Origin of the sequence: Achromobacter sp. UMC46 (assembly GCF_014170335.1) — a bacterium.
Lineage (GTDB): Bacteria > Pseudomonadota > Gammaproteobacteria > Burkholderiales > Burkholderiaceae_B > Achromobacter.
On record NZ_LZZS01000038.1, the window covers coordinates 101,903 to 127,332 of the forward strand.

Below are 25,430 nucleotides of genomic sequence, written 5' to 3' on the forward strand. Positions count from 1 at the left end.
ACACGCTATTGCGATACGCCGGAAGAACTGGAGCCCGAATCGCTGTCGATAGCCCGCGTGGCGCTGAAGCCGGCGCTCATCGTGACGCGGAAGGCCGACAAGACCTTCTGCACCTGGGTGAACGGCGCATCCGAAATATAGATGGCCTGGCCTTCATGCACCGTGAATTCGCGGGCCAGCGCCACTTGTTCCGGACGGGTCAGGTCAAACTGGTAGACGACGGGCAACAGGTCCGGTTTTCCGGGGACGCCGGCCTTTGCGGGCGTGAACAGGAACACGGAACGCGGGTCGGCCAGCTTGTCGTCAAGGCCCCGGGAATCGGCCAAGGCGTCCAGCACGCTGTAGTTGCGCTTGCTGATGGCCACACGCCCCTGGGTCCCCGCCGCGCCCAGCACGGTCAGGTACTCGCGCGAGTCATACGCGGTGATGACATCGCCCGGCCGCAGCAGGATGTCGTTGTTCTGGTTGCGGTAGATGTCCGACAGCCGCACTGACGCCACCTGGTTGTCGCGGCGCAGGCTGATGACGAGCTGTTCGGGATTCGTCTGCACGGGCGCGGCCTGCGCCAGCGCGCTGCTCAGGCGCTGGGCCGTCTGCGTGATCGGGAACATGCCAGGTTTGGTCAGGTTGCCCTGCACGGTCACCATCTGGCCACGCGCATCGGCCGCGCGCGTCACGCTGACGTCGGCGCCCACGACCAGCCTGGCCAGCCGCGCGACGATCGCGTCGTGCAGCTGGCCCAGCGTCAGGCCTTCGGCCCGGAATTTCCCAAGGATGGGGAAGGTGACATTTCCCGACCGGTCGATCTCCTGGTTCCCCAAGTCGCTCACGCCGGACGGGTCCGCGGCGAACACGCCCAGCCCGCCGCGTTCCCAGACCTTCACGTTGATGCCGTCGCCCGGCACCAGGCTATCGAACCCCGCTTGCGTCAAATCACGGTAGCGCACAGGGAAATCGGCCACGTCGGGCACTCTGCTGGCCTGCACGAGATCGCGCGACGCGGGCATCACCACGACATCCTTGTCGTCGTGCGCGCCCGTCATCTCGCTCAACATCGGGCCGGAACGCGGCAGTTGGCATCCCGTCAGTGAAAGTGCGGAAAACAGCATCAAGGCCAGGGCCGCGTTGCGGCGCAGGCCCCATGCCGGGACGTTCATTTGCATAAGATCCTTTAGCTTTTGCAGCTTGAAAAGACAGGCGGCCGATCAGGCTTGCATCAGACGCATGGGCTGCAGATCCATGCTCTCGTCGTTTTCAGACACGGGCATGCACAGGGCCAGGAACTTGGTCAGCATCGCGTCAAGCGAAAACAGCTTCTGCGCCCGGTTGCGGCTATGCGCCCTCAATTGCTCGTTGTTGCGCACCTGGTCCACCATCGACGCGACTTTCTCGCACGCCTCGTGCAGATCCGGGTGATCGACATCCGTGAGCAAATGGCCGGTCTGGTTCTCGACAAAGCATTCCCCCGCGCCGCCGGCGGGGGTCGAGATCACCGGTACCCCCAGAAGCTGCGCTTCGATCAGCACGTTCGGCAGGCCTTCGTAGCGGGACAGCAGCACGCTGGCGTCCATTTGCGAATACCAATAGCCGACGTGATTGGACAGCCCGACAAGCAGCAGCCGGTTGGTCACGCACAGCTCTTCGGCCAGCGCCTCGATGTTCTCGCGCATGCGCCCATCGCCCACGATGACGAAGCGCGCCTGCGGGCGGTCCTTCAGATACAGCGCGGCAAGCTTGATCCACAGCTGCGGCCGCTTGTCCGGCTCCAGCCGGAACACGCCGCCGATCGTCTCGGTCGCGTCGGTCGTGCTTTCTTGAAAGGCCTTCCACTTTTCCTGGTCGGCGGCCGAGGCGTCGGTCGCCAGGTCCGGCACGCCGTTGTACAGGATGTGGAAACGCATGATCGGGATACCCAGCCATTCCGAGTAGGCCTCGGCGGCCTTGCGGCTATTGCTGACGAAAACCACCCCGGGCACCTTGGCCAGCGCCTGGTAAAGCTCGGGATACTCTTCGCGGAAGCGGTCCTTGCGGATGTTCGGCGGCAGCCCGCGGAACACAAGGTGGATGGTCGGGGCGCCGGCAAGCAACGCCGCCAGCGCGCCGAACAGGCACGTTCCGTCTTGCCACAGGCTCACCACGTCGAACGAATCGGCGCGCAGCACCGGCGCCAGCCGCGTCACGCCGTAGTGGACGGGCGGCGGCAATTGCTCCAGCAAGCGGCTCAGGCTGCCTTCGGGCAAGGCTTGATGGGACACGGAGATGGCGGGCAGCCGGTTGATTTCCGTGACCGGAATCTGCGCCTTGACCAGCACCGGCAGGAAGAAATCCAGATCCTGCTTTTTCGTAGAGCCCGGAGGCTCAGTGTGCTGCTTCACCAGCACTTCGACCTTCTTCGTCTTCATGAGCACATCGGGCGGCCGCTGCTCGGGGAACTCCGCCAGGCGGGTCAGTTCGCCCGCAAGCCGAGTCAGCTGCCGCTCGGCGCCGCCAGGCCCAAGGCTGCCTGTCACCAGCGCCACCGATACGGGTTTGTCCGGCGAGTTCTCGGGAACTTGCCGGTCACGGAAATGCAGGATCGCGTGTTTCATCGACACGATCCTGATGTCCTTGCCGGCCAGCCCTTCCTCGGTCTCGAAGCGCTGGTAGAAGGCGTAGTCGCTTGCCAGCCCATCGGCCAGTTCCGCCGCCTTGCTGCCCGGCGTCAGGTGTTTTGCGACAGGCGCGATCGCCTCGAACGCGTCGGCCAGCAGACCGCGCTTGCGCAGCCGCTTGGCGAATTCGACGCGCATGTTGCGGTCCGTGTATTGCGTGATCAGCTGGCGGAACAATGCGTCGGACTGATCGTGCGCACGGATGTCGCTAAGCAGCTTGGCCCGCGCGAACAAGCGGTCCGGACTCTCCGCCGATGCGGGCAGATGGCGATCGACCAAGGATAAGGCCTCTTCGACATGCCGTTCCTTCACCAGGCGCGTCGCGCAATAGCGGACGATCTGAAGGTCGTCCGGGCACTCGTGCAACAGCGTGGCCCACTGCTCGGCCATGCCCTCGTTCAGGCCCGCCGATTCCTTCAGCCGAAGCAGAAGAAAGCGGACCTTCGAGTCTTCCATGTGATCGCGCGCCAGCACTTTCGCGCGAGCCAGGTTTTCCTGCGCGACTTGAACCCGCCCTGAAGCCGCGACGATTTCCTCTAATTGGGCCTGAACCCATTGAAGATCGGACTTGGCGTCCGCACGCTCGGTGATCAGTGGTGGATTCATGCCGCCTTTCTCCGGTTGATCTTCTCGATCCACACCAGGCAGCGCTCGATATAGTGGTCGAACTGCGCCGGATTATCGGAACGTTCCTGGAGCTTTCTCCAGTAGGGCAAGGCTTGCTCGAAGCGGTGCAGCCGCATGGCGCCGACGGCGGCCAGACGCAGGCCGATGGGGTCTTCGGGCACGAGCTGCACAATCTTCTCGCCAAGCGCCAGACGTTCGGTCGTGCTCGACGGTTCCAGAGCGCGCGCTTCGGCGTACAGGACGGTAAGGATGCGCCGCTTTTCACGGTCGACCTCGGTCATCTCCGGCCACGACTGCGCCACCCGATCCAGCAGGGTCCACGCCCCGTGGTGATCGCCGGCAGACAGGATTTCGCGGGCGCCGCGGATGGCGCGGGGCCCAAGCCTGCCCAACTGGCGCTCGGCTTCGTCCTTGGCGCTCTGGTCGGCCGACGGATGGGCCTGGACCACCTTGTAGGCGTCGATGGCTTCACCGAACCAGCCGCCATTGAACGCCGCCCGCGCAAAGAACAACTGCGCGCTGAACGGGGCGGATTCGCTGGCGGCGGCCTGTCCCAGATGCCGCAAGGCGGTCTGCTTGTCGCCCAGCGCGTCGGCCGCCCGGCCGCGCATGGCGTCCAGCTCGGGGAAATCGACTTGGGTATCGATGGCGATATCCGTCAGGTCGATCACTTCCTTATGGTTGCCCGCCAGCAGCGCGGCCCGCACGCCCAGGCGCATGGCGCGCTCGAATGCACGCTGTGCACGGGCGCCGGTCAGCGCGTTGGGATTCAGCAGGCGATGCGCGCAGATCCGTTCAGCGGCATCACGCAGGCGTCCCTCTTCCAGCGCGCGATTGCCTTCTTCGGCCCATGCCGACGACTGCGCATGCAGCCATGCCGGGATATCTTCCTGCCCGCTGTCAGCCAGGCGGCAAGACACCGCCAACGCCGCCGCGGCCATGATGCAACCGCGCCACGACGCTTCCTTGACGAGCTCCAGCGCATCGGCGTCCTCCAGCATCGGGGACTCGGACGCCAAGGCGCGCAGGCCCGCGCGGTCCCCGGCCAGCAGCCGGTCGCGCCACAGCACCGCGAAGCCACGGCCATACGCGGGCATCGCCGCGCGGACTTCGTGGACCCAGCGTATGGCGGCTTCCATGTCGCCGCTCGTCTGCAGCAGCGACAGCACCGTATCGGCGGCCTCCACCGCGCTCGCGTCTTCCGGCGACGAAATGCGGAACAATTGCTTCCAGTTGCCCAGGGCCTCGTCCACGTAGCCCAGTTGGCCCGCGGACACGGCGGCGATCCGTACGATTTCGGGGGTCTCGATCTCGTCGCCCAGCAGGCCGGCCGCAAGCGAGTAGGCCACATCGAAGCGCCCCAGCTTGAACTGGTTGCGCATCAAGATCTGCTCGGCCTTGCTGCCGGTCGCCAGCGCGCCGTCGGCGCTGCCCAGCAACGCCAGCGATCCTTCGTAGTCACCCAGCTCTTCTTGAATCCGGGCGAACAACAGCACGTGGTCAGGCAGCCCGGGATGGCGGCGCAGCACGTCGCGCACGCGGCGCGATGCCTCGCGCAGGTTGCCCGCGTCCCAGATCTTTTCAATGCGCTCGACGCTGTCGTCGGCCGCGAGCTTGGGCACGGCGGCTTGCGGCGTGGACGCGCTCATGCGCGGACGCATGAAGGTCTTGAACCAGTCGACGTACAGGCGTTCGGCGAACAGCGGCGAATAGTGCGTCAGGTCCAGCCCGCCGTCTTCCATCGCATCGGCCTGGCCGATCTTGTTCATCAGCGGCGTCGGGTCGTAGCAAGGCACGCCGATGCGCTGCGCGCTGCCGGTCACCGCCGAGATCAGCTGTTCGCGCTGTTCGATCGGCACGTTGTCGGGCGTCAAGGCGTTGACGTGGGTCACGAACACCACCTTGTCGCGGCCGAGCAGGTCGACCAGCTGGCGCATTTCCGCCTCGATCTCTTCGTCCGTCTGATCGCGCTTCACGATGCGCGACAACAGCCCGCGATCATCCGTGGAGAGGCTCTTGAAGACGGGATCCTGGTCCAGCAAGGCGCGCCGTTCGGCCAGCCGGTCAGCGTTGGCCATGGACCAGAACATCCGGGTGCGGGTACGGTCGGCGAAGAATTCGCTGAAGTAGCGCACCAGGTAGTTGGACTGGATGGGATAGCCGTCGATGGTCAGCAACTTGCGGGAAGACAGTTCGACCATGTACAGGTCGGCCGGCTTGTGCGTTCCGCGGCGAGCCTGTTCGCCGTTGGACGGGCGAAAGATCAAGCGCTGGACGTCGGCGGGAATCTCGGCTTGGCCGAACATGAACCGCGCTTGCTGCAACGCCTCGGCGCTGGTGTGCACGAATCCGTAGTTGCGCCCGAGTTGCAGTTTGATCGGGTAGCGTCCCACGGCATCGCGCAACGGCGTATGGATGCGGCAGGTGCCAATCGGAGCAGTGGTAAAGGCAGTCATTCAGGGTCTCTCCTGCAGTGATGGGTAGCGAGACCGAACTTAAAGAGTCCAGTACACGAGGTCGGAGGCAAGGCGCTTGCTGTCAAGCACGGACTTCAGGTCGCACACCATGCCGCCGCTCTTGACCAGATGGGGCATGTCTTCCCAGATGGATTCCATGGTTTCGCGATGCGGAACCGCCAGGATCAGCACGTCCATGTCGCGGAATTCGCCGCGCTCGACGAGCTTGATGCCGTACTCGTGTTCCATCTGGTCCGCGTCGGCCATCGGGTCGCACGCGACCGGCGTGATGCCATAGGCGCCCAGGGCCTGGTAAAGGTCGACCACCTTGGAATTTCGGATGTCCGGGACGTTCTCTTTGAACGTCATCCCCAGGATGCCGACACGGGTCGACGCATTCAGGCGGCCATTGCGAGCCAAGGTCTGGACAATCCGCGAGGCGACGTGGTTTGCCATGCCGTCATTGATGCGGCGGCCCGACAGGATGACCTCGGGGTGATAGCCGAGCTCCTGCGCCTTGGACGTCAGGTAATACGGGTCGACGCCGATGCAGTGGCCGCCGACGAGGCCAGGCGTGAACTTCAGGAAGTTCCACTTGGTGCCTGCCGCAGCCAGCACTTCCGACGTGCGGATGCCGACCAGGTCGCAGATCTTCGACATTTCGTTCATCAGCGCGATGTTGATGTCGCGCTGGGTGTTCTCAAGCACCTTGGCCGCCTCGGCCACTTTGATGCAAGAAGCGCGGTGCACGCCGGCGTCGATGATCTTCTCGTACACGCCGGCGATGATTTCCAGCGACTCCTCGTCCTGGCCGGACACGATCTTCACGATCTTCTCCAGCGGGTGCTCGCGGTCGCCCGGATTGATCCGCTCGGGGCTGTAGCCCAGCTTGAAGTCGATGCCGCAACGCAAGCCCGACACCTTTTCCAGCTCGGGGCCGCAGATTTCCTCGGTGGCGCCGGGATGCACGGTGGATTCGAAGACGACGATGCAGCCCGGGCGCAGCACGGGGCCGATCGACCGGCAAGCCCGCACCAGCAGCGAGAAATCGGGATTGTTCTTCTCGTCCACGGGCGTCGGCACCGCGACGACGAAGAAGTCGCAGCCTTCCAGTTCCGTCACCTGATCGGTGAATTGCATCGGAGAGGCCAGCAATACGTCGCGTTCGATTTCGCCTGTCCAGTCATCACCCTCTTTCAGCCGTGCGATTCTCCGCTTATCCACATCAAAGCCGATGACATCAAAGCGCTTGGAAAATGCGACGGCTACGGGCAGGCCGACATATCCAAGGCCACACACTGCGATTCTCTTTACCACGGGGGACCTCACTGTTTCGTCGTGTCGGAGACACTAGAAATCGACGTCCAACGACACGTGATCGATATGAAATCGACCGACGTTTGTCCTTGTTGGACCGACAGATTGCTTAAGATTGATTACAGCTCGATACCCAGATATACGTGTTGGGTGACGAGCCAACGAATCGTAAAGGGCCTACACAGCAAACTTCTTTCTAAAAATTTTTATTGCTGTGGAAATAAGTCGGAGAGGTCGTAATAAACCTAGGGAATCCCCTCAAATAATTACATTCATTACACAAACCGCAACATAAGCTCGCCGCGAGATTGTTAATAAATATTAAAAATGGTTTTTCTTATTTTTGTTTAATGAAAATGAAAACAGATAATACCCGCCCAGGGGATATTTATTAATGGCGCCACGGAATATAACCAATTCAAAGTCAAATCCAGGAAGCCGCCATCATTCAGAAAGGATACCGTGTTAGGCACCCTATTCACGGCAACAACATATGTACGATTTATTCCAATGACTGCATTGAAATGCCCGCCGACGGCGATCGCGCCTGCATGCCGCAACTCTTGCGCCAAAAAAAAGCCGCGATTGCGGCTCTTTCCGGACTGATAGACCGCGGCCGACAGCATGAAGTCCGATCCTGGCGCCTGGTAGCGCAGGCCGGCCTCATATTGTTCGCCGCTCACCGGTTTGAAGCGCCTGCCCGTGCGGCGGCCGCAGATTGAACTGCGGCCCTTCGGACTTTTGGCGGGTACTCCCGTTACCGGCGTTGGATCATGCGGCCACCAGGGACTATCGCTGTTGGAACTCCCGGCGCGCGGTGGTCAACGAAACGATTGCCATGATCGCGATCGCGAACAGATAGTAGCTGGGCGACAACTTGGAATCGGTAGTTGCTATCAGCCAGGTCAGGATGAACGGGGCGAAGCCGCCAAAGATCGTCACGGCGATGTTGTAGCCCAAGGAAAGGCCGGTGGTGCGGACCTGCACCGGGAAGATCGCGGACATGAGTGCCGGCATTGGCGCAAAGTAAAACGTTGCGAGCAGGCCCAGCACGACCTGGACGAACATCAGGACGACCACCGTCGGATGGGTTACCAGCAGGTAGAACAAGGGATAGCAAAGCACGGCCGTCAGGATCGCGGCAACCGTCATGATGCGTGCGGGCCCGATGCGATCGGCGAGCGATCCGATGAAAGGCGAGCCCACAGTCATGATCACGCCCGTGACCAGCGTCGCCAGAAATCCGATCGTGGGAGGTAATCCAAGCTGGCGAATCGAATAGGTCGGCATGTACAGCGCCAGATAGTTGCCCACCGAACCCAGGGCGACAAAGCCCACTGTCACCAACAAGCGCATCTTCTGGCCTGCAAACATGTCGCTCAATGGCGACTCAGAGGCCGTGGCGGCGCTGAATTCCGGTGTTTCATCCATGTGGCGGCGGATGTAGTAGCCCACCGGCGCGATCAGCAGGCCGAAAATGAACGGCACGCGCCAGCCCCAGCTCTCCAGCTGCGCCTGCGTCAGCGATGCATTGAGCACCGCGCCGAACAATGCGGCAAGCAGGATCGCCGCCCCCTGGCTGGCAACTTGCCAGCTTGAGTAGTAGGCGCGCCGGTCAGGTGCGTACTCGATGAGAAACGCCGTCGCGCTGCCAAACTCCCCGCCCGCCGAAAAGCCCTGGATGAGGCGTGCGATCAGAATGATCACCGAGGCCGCGATACCTATCTGGGCGTACGTCGGCACCAAGACGATGATCAACGTGCCGATCATCATCAGGAAGATCGATATGGTCAGCGCCGCCTTGCGGCCCGCGCGGTCGGCATAGGTACCCAGCACGATCGCGCCCAGAGGACGCATCAGGAATGACACGCCGAACGAGGCAAGCGCAAGCAGTAACGACGCGCTTTCACTGGCGGCGGGAAAGTAAAGCTTGGCGATGATCAGCGCGAACGTGCCATAGGCGATCATGTCGAACCATTCGAGCGCATTGCCTATCGACGCCGCGATCACGGCGCGGCGCGCTTGCGCACGCCGTGTGTCGACGTCTGCTTCCTTGGCCGGGGCTGTGCTTGCAGCATCCCACACTGCATCCTTCGAGTAACTCATTTTTTCCCTCTGCTTTTTTATATGGACTATCCAATAGACGCTTTACTCGACGATCGCCAGATGATCCGCGAGCTTCTCCATGAACTGTTCGCATAGAAGAACTTGCGACAGTGCTACATACTCGTCTGCCCGGTGCGCCTGCTGCAGATTGCCGGGACCGCAAACCACCGCGGTCATTCCCGACCTCTGGAACAGTCCGGCCTCGGTGCAATAAGCCACCTTTTCCGTGCCGCGCGAACCCGTCAATTTCTGCGCCAGCTGCGCGATCTCGGCGTGAGCTGCCGTATCGAACCCGGGCACCTCAGCCAACACTTCGAGCTCGATATCGGCCAGCGGGTTCTCTGCCTTGATCCGGTCGCGTAGCTCTCCGGTGATGAAGCGACGCAGGCCGCCAATCACGTCCGGGGCCAGCACGCCCGGGATAGTGCGGAATTCGAAATCGAACTGGCAGCGATCGGGGATTGTGTTGACCGACAGGCCGCCTGAAATAACGCCGGTGTTCGACGTGGTGTAGGGCACCTCGAAGTCCCGGTCGAACGGGCCCTGCGCGCGATGGCTGTCGGCCATGTCGCGGATATGGCAGATGGCCCGCGCTGCATATTCGATGGCATTGACGCCTTGCGGTGTCAGCGAAGAATGCGCGGCCCGCCCATGCACGGTGCATCGGTACAAATTGCTGCTTTTGTGCGCCGAGATGACGCGCATCTCCGTGGGCTCTCCCACCACGCAGCTGTCCGGTTGTACGCCCAAGCGGGCCAATTCCTGCAGCATCGCATCGGCCCCGAGGCAACCCACCTCTTCGTCATAGCTCAAGGCAAGGTGCAGCGGCACACGCAGGCGTCGCGAGGCGAACGCCGGCAACATGGCCAGCGCCACGCCAATGAACCCCTTCATGTCGCAGGTGCCGCGGCCATACAGCTTCCCTTCGCGCACTTCGGGAACGAAAGGATCGCTGCTCCATGCCTGCCCATCGACGGGGACCACATCGGTGTGGCCGGACAGCACGACACCGCCCTGCGTGCCGCCGTCGTGCGCCGGCAGCGTGACGAAGAGGTTCGCCTTGTTCTTGTCGGCGTTGTGAATGAGGCGGGGAGCATGTCCGGCTGCCGCCAGATGATCCCGTACTGTCTCGATCAGGCCTAGATTCGAGCGCCGGCTGGTCGTGTCAAACCGGACCAGCCGTTCGATCCATTCCAGGGAGCGGGGGTGTGCAAGCGTACTCATCGGTCAGCCTTCTCAAGCCAGGAATCGGGATAAGCGTTCGACGCCTTCGTCCAGGCGATCGTGCGCGCTCGCATAGCACCAGCGTAGATATCCTTCGCCTTCCGGCCCGAACGCCGTGCCGGGCGCGAGGCCCAGGCGGCCACCGGCCACCAGGGCCTTGCAGAAGGAAAGGCTGTCGGCAACGCCATGGATCCGAAAGAAGGTGTACATGGCGCCAGGCGCAGGGCCCGCCAACTCGACTCCCGGAACCTCCCGCAGGCGCGCTGCCAGGTGGTCGCGGGCCAGTCGCAGCCGCGCCACCGTGCGCGCAATGACCGGCTCACCTTGCTCCAGCGCGCATGTCGCGGCGCTCTGCACAAACCCGGGCGTGCACGTGTTGCTGTACTCGATCAGCTTGCCGATTTCGGGAAGCGTCGCGCGCGGCACCACCAGCCAACCTATGCGCCAGCCCGTCATCAGCCAAGCCTTTGAAAAGGAATTGCAGCTGATCACCCGGTCATTCTCGTCGGCGATATCCAGAAAGGTCGGCGCGACGGGCGTCTCGTAGTAATAGCGTTCGTACACGTCGTCGGAAATGATCCAGATGCCGTGCTTGCGGCAATGCGCGAGAACGATGCGCTGTTCCTCCTCCGACATGACCCAGCCTGTCGGATTATTCGGCGAGTTCACCAGCAGCGCCCGCACATCAGGCGTCAAGGCGGCCAGCAGCTTCTCCATATCGATGCGCCAACCCGTCGCGGCAAACTCGAGAGGAACCGTTGTGACGCTTGCGCCCAGCACTTTGGGCATTTCCACCAGATTGGGCCAAAGCGGCGTCACCACGACCACATGATCGCCGTTGCCTACGATGGCTTGCACCGCTGTCATGAGCGCCGACGTTCCCGAGCTGGTGACCGCGATGTTGTCGACCTCGCGCCGGCTGTGCAGCGTGCTTACATAAGAGGCCAGGCTTTCCCGCAATGACGGCACGCCCAGTGTCTGCACGTAGAACGTCTGTCCCGACGCAATGTGCGCGATCGCGGCGTCGCGAAAGGCTTGCGGCGTTTCTTCATCGGGCTCGCCGAACCAGAACGGCAGGACATCGGCGCGCCCGAGGCCCGCATTGGCGACTTCCCGTATCTGCGAAGACCGCAATGCGCGCACACTCGCGCGGGCAGTCGGGCCCGCGTCTTCAAGGAATGAGTTGGAATGCATACTTGTTTCGAATGGGAGGAACGGGGAGCGGTGGGCGGCCTGCCTACCGGGCAGCCGCTTCAAATTGCGCCAGCGCCTGGCGGGCGCCGCGAGCCAGCCACGCCACGTCGGAGTGCAAGGCAATGAACTGCACGCCTTGCCGCCGGTATGAAGCAGCCTCTTCGACATTGTTGGAGAAAATGCCGACCGCCTTTCCGGCGGCCTTGCAGGCCCGAATGACAGTGGCCACGGCGTCCAGGACGGCCGCATGGGCCATGTCGCCCAGATGCCCAAGGCTGGCAGCCAGATCCGCGGTGCCGATAAAGAGGCAGTCCGCGGCCGGCACCGCCGCTATCGCCTCGATATTGCGGACCGCCGTTGCCGATTCAATTTGCAGAATGGCACACGACTGCGCATTCGCGGCTTTGATGTAATGCGGATCTTGTCCGTACCTGCCGGCGCGCACCAGGCCCGCCACGCCACGGGTTCCGCCGTTGCCCTCGCACGGGAAATGCATGGACGCGATGGCCGTGCGTGCATCTTCCTCGGTATCGATATTGGGAAAGACGATCGTCTGCGCACCACAATCCATGGCGCGCTTCACCAGGACGGGATCGTTGGCGGTGACGCGCACCGCGGCGTAGGATGCGGCGCCATGCGCCCGGGCGGCATCGATGGCCTGCAATTGCGCGGCAAGATTGCTCACGTCGTTGGGCGCGTGCTCCATGTCGACCACCAGCCAGTCGAAGCCACAGTGTGCGATGGTTTCGGCGACGGCCGGGCTACCCAGCGTCAACCAGCATCCCTCTGAGGGCGCGCCAGCCAGCAATGCGCTACGGATCGGATTCGATATTTCCAAGACTGCTCCATGACAATCAGACGGAGGCCCTGCCCTTCACGGTGCTGACGGCCTCTGATTCAGCCTCACAAAGATACCTGGGCTGTATGGAAAAAATTTCCGATTTTTTGGCTGATATATGTAAAAATTTAGAATGAAATCGGCTTGAATTCGACATTACTGGAAGAATCGTGCAAAGCAAGAATTTCGACCCTATCGACATGCAGATTTTGGCCGCCCTCCAGGTGGACGGCCGCCTGTCCAGCGCGGAATTGGCGGAACGCGTTTCGTTGACGCCGTCGCCCTGCTGGCGCCGCGTCAAACGGCTGGAAGACGACGGTGTCATTCGCGGCTACCGCGCCGAAGTGGATGCCAAGAAGCTTGGGTTTGACGTGACCGCTTTCGTGTCCATTTCATTGGACAAAAAAGGCGCCGCGCACGTCAAAGCGTTTGAGGATGCCGTCAGGGACATTCCCGAAGTGCTTTCCTGCCATTGCGTCTCCGGCCGCTACGATCATCAACTGACGGTGATCGCCCGCGATCTGGATGCTTTTGGCGATCTCGCCCGCTACGTGCTAGGCGCTCTCCCGGGCGTCAAGGAAGTCTATACGTCCTTTGTCCTGAAGGAGGTAAAAGGACCGGCGCACGCCATTTCGCTGCCGCCGGAATAGCTAGGGCGGGCGGTTGCGGGTAGGCCGCGGGGGATCCCAGACGTGTGCGCTGCACCGAGCACTTACACCCGAAATTTAGCCAAAGCGCTGCCACTCCCATCGCGTGAGAGCGAGGCGAAGAAGGCCGCAAAAACGCGGCCTTCTAGAAATTGGCAATTTCAGAAAAAAAAGATCGGTGTTGACAGGCGAAGCGCGACGTTCAAGGTGCGACCGACTTTATTTCTCGTTTTCAAAGAATGAAAGAGAGAAATAAAGTCGGCCGCAAACATCCGTTGCAACCCCTTGATTTTGAAAGATTTCCAAGATTAGAAAACTCGGATCAAAGTCGGTCGCACCCCAGGCCTTTGCGTCTTCAGCGCAAGAAAATTGAACAATAGTCGGTCGCAACGTTCGTGCCTCCGGTGTTCCAGCGACTTAGTGGCGAAATGGATGGGTCACTCGCCGCTCGGCTCATCCTGCGGTCGTGATCGACGGATCAGCGTACGATCTTCAGATGTCGCGCCACTCCAACCGGTCGACCAGGAAGTCTGTACGGCGCTTGGCGCCGTCACTCTGCCCGCTATCGGCTAGGAGTGGTCGTCCGGACGATTCCGGATATGCTGTTTCCACATACAAGCAACCCGAAATTCTAGTTCCTGGCGAAATGATGACAAACGTTCGAGCGGGCTATGAGCAACAACTATGCGACCTCGTCGAATCCTCTGAGCAACTGATGGCTGCGCTGCGGGCGGTTCGCTGCCTTGGTTTGCCCTCGTGGTGCATCGGTGCAGGGGCGATCAGATCCTTGGTTTGGAATAGCTTGCATGGCTTTCAGGAGCCCTCGAACTTGGATGACGTGGACGTTGCGTACTTTGATGCCGAAGCGCCTCTAGCTCTCGATGCCGAACTTCAAGAGCGGCTGCATTGGCTCCTTCCCTCGCTCACTTGGGAAGTGACAAACCAGGCCAGAGTGCACGAGTGGTTCGCAGAAGCGCTCGGCCAGGTGGTTTCACCCCTAACGTCTTTGGACGATGGGCTGGCCACGTGGCCAGAGTTTGCCACTTGCGTTGGCATTTACCTGGACGGTAATGAATCATTGAAGGTCATAGCGCCGTACGGATTGAGTGACCTGTTTGAACTGCGAGTTCGGCACAACCCTCGGCGGGCGAGCGTCTCAACGTTTATGCACCGCGTGAGTTCCAAGCGATTCGGCCACCGATGGCCTCGGCTATCAATCTGTACACCCTGACCGCACATAGGACCGCTGTGGGTCGGGTGCGGTCTGTCGTCAAGGACAGCTCCCGGCCAGGAGCGGTCCTTCGTCTCGGTTCGGATCATCTGAACGAATCGACACTATGATGCGTCCGATGGATCGAAGGGGAATGCAATCCCACCCTTGCCGTCAACAAGTTTCCCAGCCAAACACATGCCCATTTTCCTCAAGCACAATCCAGTCGTGATAAGTAAAGGCAAGGTCATCGTGGTCGGCGGCGGCATCATGGGCGCGTCGGCCGCTTGGCATCTGTCCAAAGCAGGCGCATCAGTCACATTGATCGAACGCGCCCCGAATTCCCTCACCAGTGCGACCGCTTCCTCTTTCGGCTGGGTCGGTGCCAGCGCGAGCACGCCCTCTGACAGCCCTACAGCATTCGCTGAAAGATTGAAGGCTCTGGAGGAGTTCGCATGTATCGAACGCGAACTCTGCCCGTTGCCGCTCGCAGCGCGCGGCGCAATTCTCTGGCGGTCTACGGAGGACGAAACGGCAGCAATGATTGCTGAGCATCGGGATGCCGGCACACGAATGGAGCGACTTACTCGGTCTCAGATTGCCGAAAGGGAACCGATGATTTCAGATCCGCCATCACTCGCCGCCTGGGCGCCCGACGACTTCGCATTGGAACCCACCGCATTTGCACGCCAACTGCTGGCAGGAGCGCAGGCCGCTGGGGCAAGTGTCCGCCAAGGAACGGTTGAAGCCATCGAAGCCGCAGGAAACCGGATCACGGGGGTCGTGGTTGAGGGGAAGAAACTACCCGCCGACATTGTCGTGCTCGCCAATGGCTATGGCGCGCGCGCGATTGCCTTGACGGTCGGCGTGGAGATTCCGATCTATGAGACGCCGGCAGTATTGCTTCGATTCGGTCCTGAAGTGGCTGGCCTTCGTCACCTAGTTTGCGCGCAAGAAATGGAGCTGCGCCCCTCCTTAGGAGGCGGCCTTGTTTCTGCTGCCGATTATCCAGAAAGCGGCGAAGCCGGCCTTCCCGCCCTTGCCGAGCTAACTGGAGAAGCAATTGCTCGCCTGTTTGGAATCGGGGCGTCGCCATCCCTGCTTTCCATAACCGCTGCGCAGCGTCCTATGACGGCCGACGGCAAACCGCTATGCGGCCATGTGGGAAGAATTGAGGGCTTATTTGCATTGGTCGCACACCCCGGCGTGATCCTTGCCCCCCTCCTTGGCCGCCGTTGCGCCGAAGCTGTTCTAGGCTCTTGATCTGGACCGATATGCTTGCCCCCTTCGCGACGGCAAGCGTGACCGGCTACAGCCGGCCAGGAGCGGTCGTTGCTAATCTGCGGCCAATACAATTCCTCGAAGCGAATTTCAGACGGGAAGACAATGCCACTTCAATTACGTATTGCATCGAAAGCGGATGCGGAGGCGATTTCTAGCTTGGTGAACCGAGCCTACAGGCCGCGGTTGTCTGAGCGAGGCTGGACGCACGAGGCCGATTTAGTGGCAGGAGACCGAACGACTCCTGACCAAGTAAATGCACTATTTAAGCCTCAATCGCTTATCTTGGTTCTGTGCAACGATGAAAATGTCGTAGCTTGTGCTCACCTTCAACGCAATGATTCCGATGTTTACATCGGCATGCTTGCCACTGAGCCATGTCAACAGAACCTAGGGCTGGGAAAGCAAATCCTTCTTCACGCCGAGGAATACGCTAAGTCACACTTCAATCCTACGCATCTCAGAATGTCCGTTTTATCTTCTCGAGCGGAACTCATCGCGTTCTATCAACGGAGAGGCTACGTGCGAAATGAGGATGTGCAGGGCTATCCAGTTGCCGCGGGAGTGGGACAACCGTTGGTGGAAGGCCTTCAAATCGAAACATTGATTAAGCACGTTGTTTGACAATGGCTCCTGCCCAGCAATCGTGAGAGATCCGGAATTCACAGCGGGGTCTGCTTTAAAGCGTAGAGATTGCCCGCTCAGGGTCGAACGCCGGCATTCGCGCCACCACCCGGATACCCGAGTTTGGCCGCATAGGGGCCCGTAGCGACCGTAGCCACGGACCGCATAACCACGTGGAGATGCCATGAAGTTCGACGTTTACGGAAGATTTGCGCTGGAAGTGCTTCACACGACCCGGGGATGGGAGGTGTACCGCCTAACCGACGGCAAGCAGGTGCGTGCGGATGACATCATCATCCCGGCCGATATGGAGGTTGGAGACATCGCGGGATACCTTGATGATCTCCTTCACGAAATAGCTCGACCTGGGGACAGGATCAAAGAGCTGTGAGGCCTGGCGCGCCAACGCTGACGGTCCCTGACGCGCGGCGGGCACACGGTCGACATTTGTGAACGCGCCGCCGGCCAAGCGCGGGCTGCGGGTTTTGTGACCTGGCGGCCTCAAATGACAGTCAGGATTGATCCCAGGCATCAATTGTCAAGAGCTGATCGGGAGAACATGCGGCCACACGGTCGGCATGCACCTGGATCTTGCCTATCCAACCGGGAGGCTGCGCGTATTCCTCGCCCTCGTCGATGCCGAAGATCCAGACGCCATCCTTGGATGGCAAGATACCGCCGCCTTCGATCAATGGCAGCACATCGCGAGCGCGTGCGGCATAGCGGTTCGGATAGCCGCCACCGGCGAACTTGGCGGCCTTGCTCATTTGCGTCAAACGCTCGATCCAACCGATGCCGCCAGCGCCCGCTTCCCACTGCGCCAGGATGGCAGCACGACGCGCTTCTGGGTCGGCGCGGTCGCATTCCTCGGGGCTGCCTGTCGATACGATGATCCACCAGCCGATCATGTGTCACCCTCCATCCTAGAGGTAAGTGCTTCGAGGTTTAAGAACACAACCATTCAAATGCCTCCACGGTCTCTACACGCTAAGCAGGGGAAGTTTACGCACATCTGCGAGCGCCGGTCCAAATCGGGGCGTTGAACTGAGATTTCGGAGCAATTCAATGATGCCTCACCAGAGGTGGTGACGCACGGTGCTGCGCGACGACGCAGTTGGTACAGGCGGCTCCCGTCCCACGTTAACCAGGCGTGGCACACCAAGCTCGAGTACATCCATCCGGGCAAGCCGCAGCAAACGCCCGTGTTGAACGGTTCAACAGGACGGTTTGAATGGTTGTCCCGGTATCAACGATTGGATTGGTACGTCTTCTGCTGAGCCGAACCTCATGCCAAAAATGAAGAAGGGCCGCTTACGCGGCCCTTGCAATGGGGTACAAGCTGATATGGCGGTAGATCGAAGGAGTAGAAGGATGTCGGCGCTGCGACCGACTTTATTCCGCGCGACCGTCTTTATTTCCAGTTTTCAGGAAACCCCGCAACGCCCTTCGCGTTATTCCACCGTCACGCTCTTGGCCAGGTTGCGCGGCTTGTCCACGTCCGTGCCGCGCGCGCATGCCGTGTGGTACGACAGCAGTTGCAGCGGGATCGTGTGCAGGATGGGCGACAGCTTGCCGTAGTTCTCCGGCATGCGGATCACGTGCATGCCTTCGGCGCTCTGGATCTTGCTGTCGGCATCGGCGAACACGTAGAGCTCGCCGCCGCGCGCACGCACTTCCTGCATATTGGACTTCAGCTTTTCCAGGAGCTCGTCCTTGGGCGCGATGGTCACGACGGGCATGTGCTCTGTCACCAGCGCCAGCGGGCCGTGCTTCAGTTCGCCAGCCGGGTAGGCTTCAGCGTGGATGTAGCTGATTTCCTTGAGCTTCAGCGCGCCTTCCAGCGCGATCGGGTAGTGCATGCCGCGGCCCAGGAACAGGGCGTTTTCCTTCGAGGCGAAGCGGTCAGCCCACGCCATGATCTGCGGTTCCAGCGCCAACACGGAACCGATGGCCACCGGCAGGTGGCGCAGCGCCTTCAGGTGTTCGGCTTCCTGCTCGTCGCTCAGGCGGCCGCGCACTTGCGCCAACGCCAGCGTCAGCAGGAACAACGCGGTCAGCTGCGTGGTGAAGGCCTTGGTCGAGGCCACGCCGATTTCAACGCCGGCGCGCGTGATGTAGGACAGCTTGCACTCGCGCACCATCGCGCTGGTGGACACGTTGCAGATGGTCAGCGTGTTTTCCATGCCCAGCGAACGCGCATGCTTCAGCGCGGCCAGCGTGTCGGCGGTTTCGCCGGACTGCGAAATCGTCACCACCAGCGAACGCGGGTTGGGCACGCTGTCGCGGTAGCGGTATTCGCTGGCGATTTCCACGGCGACCGGGATCTTGGCGATGGACTCGATCCAGTACTTGGCGGTCAGGCCCGCGTAGTAGCTGGTGCCGCAAGCCAGGATCAACAGCGAATCGATGTCCTTGAAGATCTTGAAGGCCTCGTCGCCGAACAGTTCGGGCGTGATGGCTTCGATATCTTGCAGGGTGTCGCCGACCGCGCGGGGCTGCTCGAAGATTTCCTTCTGCATGTAGTGGCGGTACGGCCCGAGTTCGGCGGCGCCGGTGTGCACGTGCACGGTGTGGACTTCGCGGTCCACGTTCTTGCCCTCGGCGTCCACGATCCAGACGCGCGACAGCTGCAGGTCGACGACGTCGCCGTCTTCCAGATAGATGATCTGGTCGGTCGTGCCGGCCAGGGCCAGCGCGTCGGAGGCCAGGAAGTTCTCGTTCTGGCCCACGCCCACCACCAGCGGCGAGCCTTGGCGCGCGCCGACCACGCGGTGCGGCTCGTCGCGGCAGAACACGGCGATGGCGTACGCGCCATGCAGGCGGCGCACGGCGTTCTGCACGGCTTCGAACAGGTCGCCGGCGTACAGGTGGTTCACCAGGTGCGCGATGACCTCGGTGTCGGTCTGGCTTTCAAAAACGTAGCCCACGGCCTGCAGCTCGGCGCGCAGTTCGTCGTGGTTCTCGATGATGCCGTTGTGGACGAGCGCGATGCGCGGCTCATCGTTGCCCAGGTGCGAGAAGTGCGGGTGGGCGTTATGCGTGGCCGGCACGCCGTGGGTGGCCCAACGGGTGTGGGCGATGCCGGTGAAACCCTGCACCTTGTCCTCGGCGACCTGCTCGGCCAGTTCTGCCACGCGCTGCGTGCTGCGCGTGCGGCGCAGATGACCGTCGGCGTAGACGGCGACGCCGCAAGAATCGTAGCCGCGATATTCCAGCCGCTTCAGGCCTTCAACCAGGATCGGGGTGATGTCGCGCTGGGCGACGGCGCCAACAATGCCGCACATAGGAGAGACTCCGCTAAGTTCGTGTACCGACGCATTGTGCGCGACCCATTAAGAAATTTGATTTCTTTATGCTTATAAAAATGGAATTTAATTCCCTTACATAAGTGTGATTAAATAATCTTTCTTCAAAGCCATATTTTTGAACTAATCATGCAAAACGGGCCGATTTCGCTGCCGGAACTGGATGATCTGGACCGGCGCATTCTTGAACAGTTACAAGAAGACTGCTCGCTGACCAATCAGGATCTGGCCGCGCGCGTGCACGCGTCGCCTCCGACCTGCCTGCGGCGGGTGCGCCGGCTGGTGGACGAAGGCGTGATCGACCGGCAGGTCGCCATCCTGGCGGCCGAAAAGCTGGGCAGCACGCTGACGGCGATCGTGGAGATCACGCTGGACGTGCAGGCGGCCGAAAGCCTGGACGCGTTCGAGCAGAGCCTGCTGGCCGAACCCGCCGTGCTGCAGTGCTACCGGGTGTCGCCGGGGCCGGATTTCGTGGTGATCGCACAGGTCAAGGACATGCCGGCCTATCACGCGCTGGTGCACCGGGCCTTCACGGCCCAGGCCAATGTGCGCAACGTGCGCACGTTCTTCTCGGTGCACCGCGCCAAGTTCGAGACGCGGATCGACGTGCGCGGATAATGCGTTGGGAGTGGCGCGGCGGGCGCCGCGCCTACCGGCGGCGCAGCAGGCGCTCGAACTGCGCCAGGTAGCGGTTGCCCATCTCCTGGACGTCGTGTTCGCTCTTCACGTACGCATAGGCGCGTTCGGTGACGTCGTGGCGGAAGGCCGCGTCGTCCAGGCAGCGGGCCATGCCGGCCGCCATGGCCTGGTGGTCGCCCACCGCCACCAGCACGCCGCGGCCATCGGCCAGGCTTTCCTTCAATCCGCCCGCATCGGTGGACACCACCGGCACGCGCTGCAGGAAGGCGTCCAGCACGCTGCTGCCCAACGCCTCTTCCTCGGAGCTCATGACGAACACGTCGAGGATGCTGTAGAAGTCTTCGACGCCCTTGCGGAAGCCCGCAAAGCGGTAGACGTCTTCGATGCCGAGCTTTTTGGCTTCGTCCTTGGCCTGCTGTTCGCGGTCGCCGCCGGCGCCGAAGTGCAGGAACACGAAGTCGCGGCGTGTCCTGGCCAGCTCGCCCACGGCGCGCACCAGGGTCACCGGATCTTTGTCGCGGATCAGCGCGGCGGACGTCGCCATGACTTTTTTGCCGGCCAGGTCGAATTCATGGACCAGGGCGGCGACGTTTTCGGCATTGATCGCATGCGGTTCGACGGCGCTGCGGATGATGACAGGCTCGATGCCCAGCCGGCGCGGTTCGCTGGCGGCCATCTCGCTGATGGCCACGAACAGGTTCGCGTGGCGCCACTTGAAACCGGTCTTCCATTCGTCGCCCGGCTTGACCACGAACGACGTGCGGCGCGAGAACACCACGGGGCTGCGATGCAGCCATTTGGTCAGCACGGCCCATGTGATGGTGTTGGCGGTCTGCGCGTGGATGATGTCGTAGCGGCCGGCGCCGGCCAGGAACGCCAGTTGCCCGGGCACGTTGCGGCAGGTGTGGGCCACGAAGCCCTCCTGGCGCGCGCGTTCAGCCAGCGGCGCGCCCTCGCGGCACATCACTTCGACGTCGTGGCCCGCCTTGCGGAAGGCGCGCATGCAATACAGCGTCTGCCGTTCGCCGCCGCGCCAGCCCTTTTCGAAGTTCAGTTGCAGGATCTTCATGCGCGCCCGATGCCGGAATACTCGAAGCCCAGGCCGCGCACGTCGGCCGGCGTGTACAGGTTGCGGCCGTCGATGATCAGCGGCGTGTTCAGCAAGGCTTTCACGCGGTCGAAGTCGGGCGCGCGGAAGACCTTCCATTCGGTGGCGATCAAGAGCGCGTCCGCGCCGTCCAGCGCGTCGTACATGTCGGTGGCGAACGTGATGCCGGGCTGCCCGACCAGCATGCGTGCGGCCTCGTGCATGGCCACCGGATCATAGGCGCGCACTTCGGCGCCGCGCCGCGTCAGTTCGGCGATGACCGTCAGGCTGGGCGCTTCGCGCATGTCGTCGGTGTTCGGCTTGAACGACAAGCCCCACAACGCGATCTTGCGGCCGCGCAGGTCTTCGCCGTAGCGCGCCACCAGCTTTTCCGACAAGCGGAACTTCTGCGCATGATTGGCCGCTTCGGCGGCTTCGATGACCCGCATGGGCAGGGCGTTTTCCGCGGCGGTGTTCACCAGCGCCTGCACGTCCTTGGGGAAGCAGGAACCGCCGTAGCCCGCGCCGGGGTACAGGAAGTGGTAGCCGATGCGCGGATCGGCGCCGATGCCGCGGCGCACCTGCTCGATGTCGGCGCCCAGGGCTTCGGCCAGGTTCGCCATCTCGTTCATGAACGAGATGCGGGTAGCCAGCATGGCGTTGGCGGCGTATTTCGTCAGCTCGGCCGAGCGCACGTCCATCACCATCAGACGGTCGTGCGTGCGCTGGAACGGTTCGTAGATGCGGCGCATCACGCCGACGGTGTAGTCGTCGTCGGCGCCGACGACCACGCGGTCCGGGCTCATGAAGTCGTTGATGGCGGCCCCTTCCTTCAGGAATTCGGGGTTGGAGGCCACGCTGAACGGGATGTCGACGCCGCGCGCGGCCAGCTCCTTGTCCACCACCGCGCGCACCTTGTCGGCCGTGCCGACGGGCACGGTGGACTTGTCCACGATCAGCTTGCGGGACGTCATGTGGCGCGCGATGTTGCCGGCGGCGGCCAGCACGTACTTCAGGTCGGCGGAACCGTCTTCGCCCGGCGGCGTGCCCACGGCGATGAACTGCACGTCGCCGAAGGCCACGCTTTGCGCCACGTCGTCGGTGAAATGCAGGCGGCCCGCCTGCACGTTGCGGCGGACCAGGTCTTCCAGGCCGGGCTCGTAGATGGGGATGCCGCCCTGGCGCAACAGGGCGATCTTCGCCGCGTCCACGTCCAGACACATGACGTCGTTGCCCATGTCGGCCAGGCACGCTCCCGACACCAACCCCACGTAACCGGTACCCACGACCGTGATTTTCATGCCTGCACGCCTTCAAAATAGGAAATCTTGCGCGCCTGGTCCCTGGACCAGGCGCTGGCCGCCATTATAGAAGCGGCCGGGGTTGACGGGCGGAACCGACCTAGACCCGCAGTTTGTTGAACCGGACGGTATTGACCACCACCGCCAGCGCGGCGCAAACCGTCCCCAGCACCAGCGCCAGACCAGGGCCATGAGCGACGCTGACGCTGAAGGCGATGGCCACCAGCGCCGTGCCGAAGCTCTGGCCGAAGACCCGCGTCGTCGCCTGCAGGCCGCCCGCCGCGCCGCTGCGGGAGCGGGGCGCCGCCGACAGCATGGCGCGGTTGTTCGGCGTCTGGAAGAAGCCGAAGCCCACCCCGGCCACGAACATGCCCGCCACGATGGGCCAATTGGATACCGTCGACGGCAGCAGCGCCAGCGACAGCATGCCGACCACCATGGTCGCCGCCCCCACGCCGCTCAGGGTGGCGGCGGAGTAGCGGTCGGACAGGCGGCCCGCCAGCGGCGCGATGAGGGCCGTGCCCACAGGCCAGGCGCCCATCAGCATGCCCACTTCCAGATACGGCCGGCCAAGCACCTGCTGGAAATAGAACGGCAACGACACATACGACGCCATCTGCGCCGCGAAGGTGCAGGCCGACGCGCCCACGGCGAACGCCAGCGGGCGGATGCGCAGCAGGTCCACCGGCACCAGCGGCGCCGGCTGCTTGCTGACACGGCGCACCAGCACCATGCCGGCCACTGACGCGATCGCCACCAGGCCGATGCCGCGCAGCAGATCCTGGCCCATCATGTCCACGCCCGAAATGAAGACGCCCAGCGTCGCCATGCAGAGCAGGGCGCTGATCCAGTCCAGCTTCACGTCGTTGCGCGGCACTTCGGGCAGATGGCGCAGGCCGAACATGGCCAGCACGCAGATCGGCAGGTTCACCGCGAAGATCCAGGGCCACGGCGCTACCGACAGGATGGCCGACCCGATTGTCGGGCCCAGCACCGACATCACCGCCACCGTGGTGGCGTTGATGCTGATGCCCCGGCCCAGCATCTTCAGGGGATAGATGTTGCGCACCAGGCCGCCGAACATGCACATCAGCGTCGCGGCGCCCACGCCCTGGAACACGCGAGCGGCGGTCAGCTGCCACAGCGTGCCGGCCAGCGCGCACCCCAGCGACGCCAGGGTGAACAGCATCAGGCCGAAGGTGAACATGCGGCGAAAGCCGATGCGTTCGGCCAGCGCCGACAACGGCAGCAGCATCATCACCACCGCCAGGTTGTAGGCGTTGACGACCCAGACCGCTTCGGCGGGCGACGCGTTGAGATCGACGGCGATGGTGGGCAGCGCCACGTTGGCGATGGTAGTGTCCAGCACCGACAGGCTGATGCCCGTCATCACCGTGGCGGCCGCCCAATACCGCCTGGGGGCCGGCAAGCCGTCTGGCGGGGCGGGCTTGGCCCCGCCAGACGGCGGCGTGTCCCGGGCGGAGTCGTTCTCCGCCATCACGACTTCTTGACCGGACGCTGCCAACCCTCGATGGTGAGCTGTTTGGCGCGCGACACGGTCAGCTTGCCGGCCGGCGCGTCGCGGGTCAGGGTCGTGCCCGCGCCCAGGGTCGCGCCACGGCCCACGCGCACGGGCGCCACCAGTTGCGAGTCGGAACCGATGAAGGCGTCGTCCTCGATGACGGTGCGGTGCTTGTTCACGCCGTCGTAGTTGCAAGTGATGGTGCCGGCGCCCACATTCACGCGTTCGCCGATGTCGGCGTCGCCGATGTAGGCCAGGTGATTGGCCTTGCTGTCCGCGCCCAGCACGCTCTTCTTGATTTCGACGAAGTTGCCGACGTGGCTGCGGTCGCCCAGTTCAGCGCCGGGACGCAGGCGGGCATACGGGCCCACGCGCGCGTCGAGGCCCACTTCGGCCTGCTGCAGGTGGCTGAACGCTTCGATCTGGGTGCCGGCGCCCACGGCGACATCGCGCAGGACGCAATGCGGGCCCACGCGCACGCCATCGGCCAGCGTCACGTTGCCTTCGAATACGCAGCCCACGTCGATGAACACGTCGCGCCCGCACGTCAGCGTGCCGCGCACGTCAAAGCGCGCCGGGTCGGCCAGCGTGACACCGGCTTCCAGTTGGCGGCGGGCCTGTTCGCCCTGCCAGCGGCGCTCCAGTTCGGCCTGCTGCACGCGGCTGTTCACGCCCAGCGTTTCCCAGCCCGCGCCGGGTTGGGCCGCACCCACCGGCACGTCGTCAGCAACGGCCAGCCCGACCACGTCGGTCAGGTAGTACTCGCCCTGGGCGTTCTTGTTGTCGATGCGGGACAACCAGTCTTTCAGCTTGGCGGTCGGCGCGGTCAGGATGCCGGTGTTCACTTCCTTGATGGCGTGCTCGGCTTCCGAAGCGTCCTTGTGCTCGACGATGCGGCACACGTTGCCCTGGGCGTCGCGCACGATGCGGCCGTAGCCCGTGGAGTCCGCCAGCACTTCCGTCAACACGGCGGCGCCCGAGGCGCGCGCGGCCAGCAGGCGTTGCAGCGTGTCCGGCTGCACCAGAGGCACATCGCCGTACAGCACCAGCGTCACGTCGTCCTTGCCGTCGCCTTCCAGCAGCAGCGGCACCGCCTGCTGCACGGCGTGGCCCGTGCCTTGCTGCGGCTGCTGCAACACGAAGTGCAGATCACCCTGACCGTCGTAGGCCTGTTTGACGCGATCGGCGCCATGGCCGACCACGACGATGATGCGCGCCGGCTTCAGTTGGCGTGCGCTGTCCAGCACGTGGCCCAGCATCGGTTTACCCGCCAGCGTGTGCAGCACTTTGGGAAGATCGGACTGCATGCGTTTGCCCAGTCCGGCGGCAAGAATCACTACGTTAAGCATAAGTTCCAGGTAGGGTTGGGACGGCCGAGCGGCCTGGCGGCCGCTCGCATGT

21 protein-coding genes are annotated in these 25,430 nt (G+C 62.9%); 6 read left to right on the forward strand and 15 right to left on the reverse strand.

Annotated elements, in window-relative coordinates:
• Nucleotides 1-5: 5 nt before the first annotated feature.
• The 9 genes from A9973_RS27700 to A9973_RS27740 all read right to left on the reverse strand — a co-directional run bounded on the left by A9973_RS27700 (nt 6) and on the right by A9973_RS27740 (nt 12,413).
• On the reverse strand, nt 6-1,163 hold the full coding sequence (locus A9973_RS27700) for a polysaccharide biosynthesis/export family protein (protein ID WP_183016817.1): 1,158 nt from the start codon (nt 1,161-1,163) through the stop codon (nt 6-8).
• Between the two features lie 42 nt (nt 1,164-1,205).
• Nucleotides 1,206-3,257 (reverse strand): glycosyltransferase, encoded by a 2,052-nt coding sequence (locus tag A9973_RS27705; RefSeq protein WP_183016818.1) that lies wholly within the window; start codon nt 3,255-3,257, stop codon nt 1,206-1,208.
• Nucleotides 3,254-5,734 carry a hypothetical protein gene (locus A9973_RS27710; RefSeq protein WP_183016819.1) on the reverse strand — a complete coding sequence of 827 codons (2,481 nt, stop codon included), beginning with the start codon at nt 5,732-5,734 and terminating at the stop codon, nt 3,254-3,256. The genes A9973_RS27705 and A9973_RS27710 overlap by 4 nt, the downstream gene beginning before the upstream one ends.
• A 39-nt stretch (nt 5,735-5,773) precedes the next feature.
• Nucleotides 5,774-7,033 carry a nucleotide sugar dehydrogenase gene (locus A9973_RS27715; RefSeq protein ID WP_183016820.1) on the reverse strand — a complete coding sequence of 420 codons (1,260 nt, stop codon included), beginning with the start codon at nt 7,031-7,033 and terminating at the stop codon, nt 5,774-5,776.
• 365 nt (nt 7,034-7,398) lie between these two features.
• Complete coding sequence (locus A9973_RS27720) at nt 7,399-7,734, reverse strand: hypothetical protein (protein ID WP_183016821.1); 336 nt, start codon at nt 7,732-7,734, stop codon at nt 7,399-7,401.
• 106 nt (nt 7,735-7,840) lie between these two features.
• Nucleotides 7,841-9,157 (reverse strand): MFS transporter, encoded by a 1,317-nt coding sequence (locus tag A9973_RS27725; protein ID WP_183016822.1) that lies wholly within the window; start codon nt 9,155-9,157, stop codon nt 7,841-7,843.
• Nucleotides 9,158-9,199: 42 nt separating this feature from the next.
• Nucleotides 9,200-10,381 carry an acetylornithine deacetylase gene (gene argE / locus A9973_RS27730; RefSeq protein ID WP_183016823.1) on the reverse strand — a complete coding sequence of 394 codons (1,182 nt, stop codon included), beginning with the start codon at nt 10,379-10,381 and terminating at the stop codon, nt 9,200-9,202.
• A gap of 12 nt (nt 10,382-10,393) precedes the next feature.
• Complete coding sequence (locus A9973_RS27735; protein ID WP_183016824.1) at nt 10,394-11,575, reverse strand: pyridoxal phosphate-dependent aminotransferase; 1,182 nt, start codon at nt 11,573-11,575, stop codon at nt 10,394-10,396.
• A 43-nt stretch (nt 11,576-11,618) separates the two neighbouring features.
• Nucleotides 11,619-12,413, reverse strand: a complete 795-nt coding sequence (locus A9973_RS27740) for an HpcH/HpaI aldolase/citrate lyase family protein (protein ID WP_183016825.1) — start codon at nt 12,411-12,413, stop codon at nt 11,619-11,621.
• Nucleotides 12,414-12,583: 170 nt separating this feature from the next.
• Here A9973_RS27740 and A9973_RS27745 point away from each other — a divergent pair, with 170 nt between their 5' ends.
• The 5 genes from A9973_RS27745 (at nt 12,584) to A9973_RS27765 (ending at nt 16,566) form a co-directional block, all read left to right on the forward strand.
• Nucleotides 12,584-13,063 carry an Lrp/AsnC family transcriptional regulator gene (locus A9973_RS27745; RefSeq protein WP_370539546.1) on the forward strand — a complete coding sequence of 160 codons (480 nt, stop codon included), beginning with the start codon at nt 12,584-12,586 and terminating at the stop codon, nt 13,061-13,063.
• Nucleotides 13,064-13,775: 712 nt separating this feature from the next.
• Nucleotides 13,776-14,291, forward strand: coding sequence for a nucleotidyltransferase family protein (locus A9973_RS27750; protein ID WP_255469331.1), 516 nt, complete (start codon nt 13,776-13,778; stop codon nt 14,289-14,291).
• Between the two features lie 177 nt (nt 14,292-14,468).
• A complete protein-coding gene (locus tag A9973_RS27755; protein ID WP_183016827.1) occupies nt 14,469-15,533 on the forward strand; it encodes an FAD-binding oxidoreductase in 1,065 nt (354 codons plus the stop codon).
• 123 nt (nt 15,534-15,656) lie between these two features.
• Entirely contained in the window at nt 15,657-16,175 is a 519-nt protein-coding gene (locus A9973_RS31405; RefSeq protein ID WP_183016828.1) for a GNAT family N-acetyltransferase, read from the forward strand.
• Nucleotides 16,176-16,359: 184 nt separating this feature from the next.
• A complete protein-coding gene (locus A9973_RS27765; protein WP_183016829.1) occupies nt 16,360-16,566 on the forward strand; it encodes a hypothetical protein in 207 nt (68 codons plus the stop codon).
• Between the two features lie 121 nt (nt 16,567-16,687).
• Here A9973_RS27765 and A9973_RS27770 read toward each other — a convergent pair whose 3' ends face one another.
• On the reverse strand, nt 16,688-17,083 hold the full coding sequence (locus A9973_RS27770; protein WP_183016830.1) for a hypothetical protein: 396 nt from the start codon (nt 17,081-17,083) through the stop codon (nt 16,688-16,690).
• Nucleotides 17,084-17,626: 543 nt separating this feature from the next.
• Nucleotides 17,627-19,459 carry a glutamine--fructose-6-phosphate transaminase (isomerizing) gene (gene glmS, locus A9973_RS27775; RefSeq protein WP_183016831.1) on the reverse strand — a complete coding sequence of 611 codons (1,833 nt, stop codon included), beginning with the start codon at nt 19,457-19,459 and terminating at the stop codon, nt 17,627-17,629.
• Between the two features lie 150 nt (nt 19,460-19,609).
• Between glmS and A9973_RS27780 the strand changes: the two genes are divergently transcribed.
• Nucleotides 19,610-20,098: an Lrp/AsnC family transcriptional regulator gene (locus A9973_RS27780; protein ID WP_183016832.1), complete on the forward strand. Its 489-nt coding sequence runs from the start codon at nt 19,610-19,612 to the stop codon at nt 20,096-20,098.
• A 31-nt stretch (nt 20,099-20,129) separates the two neighbouring features.
• Here the strand turns inward: A9973_RS27780 and A9973_RS27785 are convergent, their stop codons facing one another.
• The 4 genes from A9973_RS27785 to glmU all read right to left on the reverse strand — a co-directional run bounded on the left by A9973_RS27785 (nt 20,130) and on the right by glmU (nt 25,378).
• The gene (locus A9973_RS27785) at nt 20,130-21,188 is read right to left on the reverse strand and encodes a glycosyltransferase family 4 protein (RefSeq protein ID WP_183016833.1); all 1,059 of its coding nucleotides are present in this window, start codon (nt 21,186-21,188) and stop codon (nt 20,130-20,132) included.
• On the reverse strand, nt 21,185-22,507 hold the full coding sequence (locus A9973_RS27790; RefSeq protein ID WP_183016834.1) for a UDP-glucose/GDP-mannose dehydrogenase family protein: 1,323 nt from the start codon (nt 22,505-22,507) through the stop codon (nt 21,185-21,187). The genes A9973_RS27785 and A9973_RS27790 overlap by 4 nt, the downstream gene beginning before the upstream one ends.
• Nucleotides 22,508-22,607: 100 nt before the next feature.
• The gene (locus A9973_RS27795) at nt 22,608-24,005 is read right to left on the reverse strand and encodes an MFS transporter (RefSeq protein WP_183016835.1); all 1,398 of its coding nucleotides are present in this window, start codon (nt 24,003-24,005) and stop codon (nt 22,608-22,610) included.
• Nucleotides 24,005-25,378 carry a bifunctional UDP-N-acetylglucosamine diphosphorylase/glucosamine-1-phosphate N-acetyltransferase GlmU gene (gene glmU, locus A9973_RS27800; protein WP_183016836.1) on the reverse strand — a complete coding sequence of 458 codons (1,374 nt, stop codon included), beginning with the start codon at nt 25,376-25,378 and terminating at the stop codon, nt 24,005-24,007. Before glmU ends, A9973_RS27795 begins: the two co-directional genes overlap by 1 nt.
• Between the last annotated feature and the right edge of the window lie 52 nt (nt 25,379-25,430).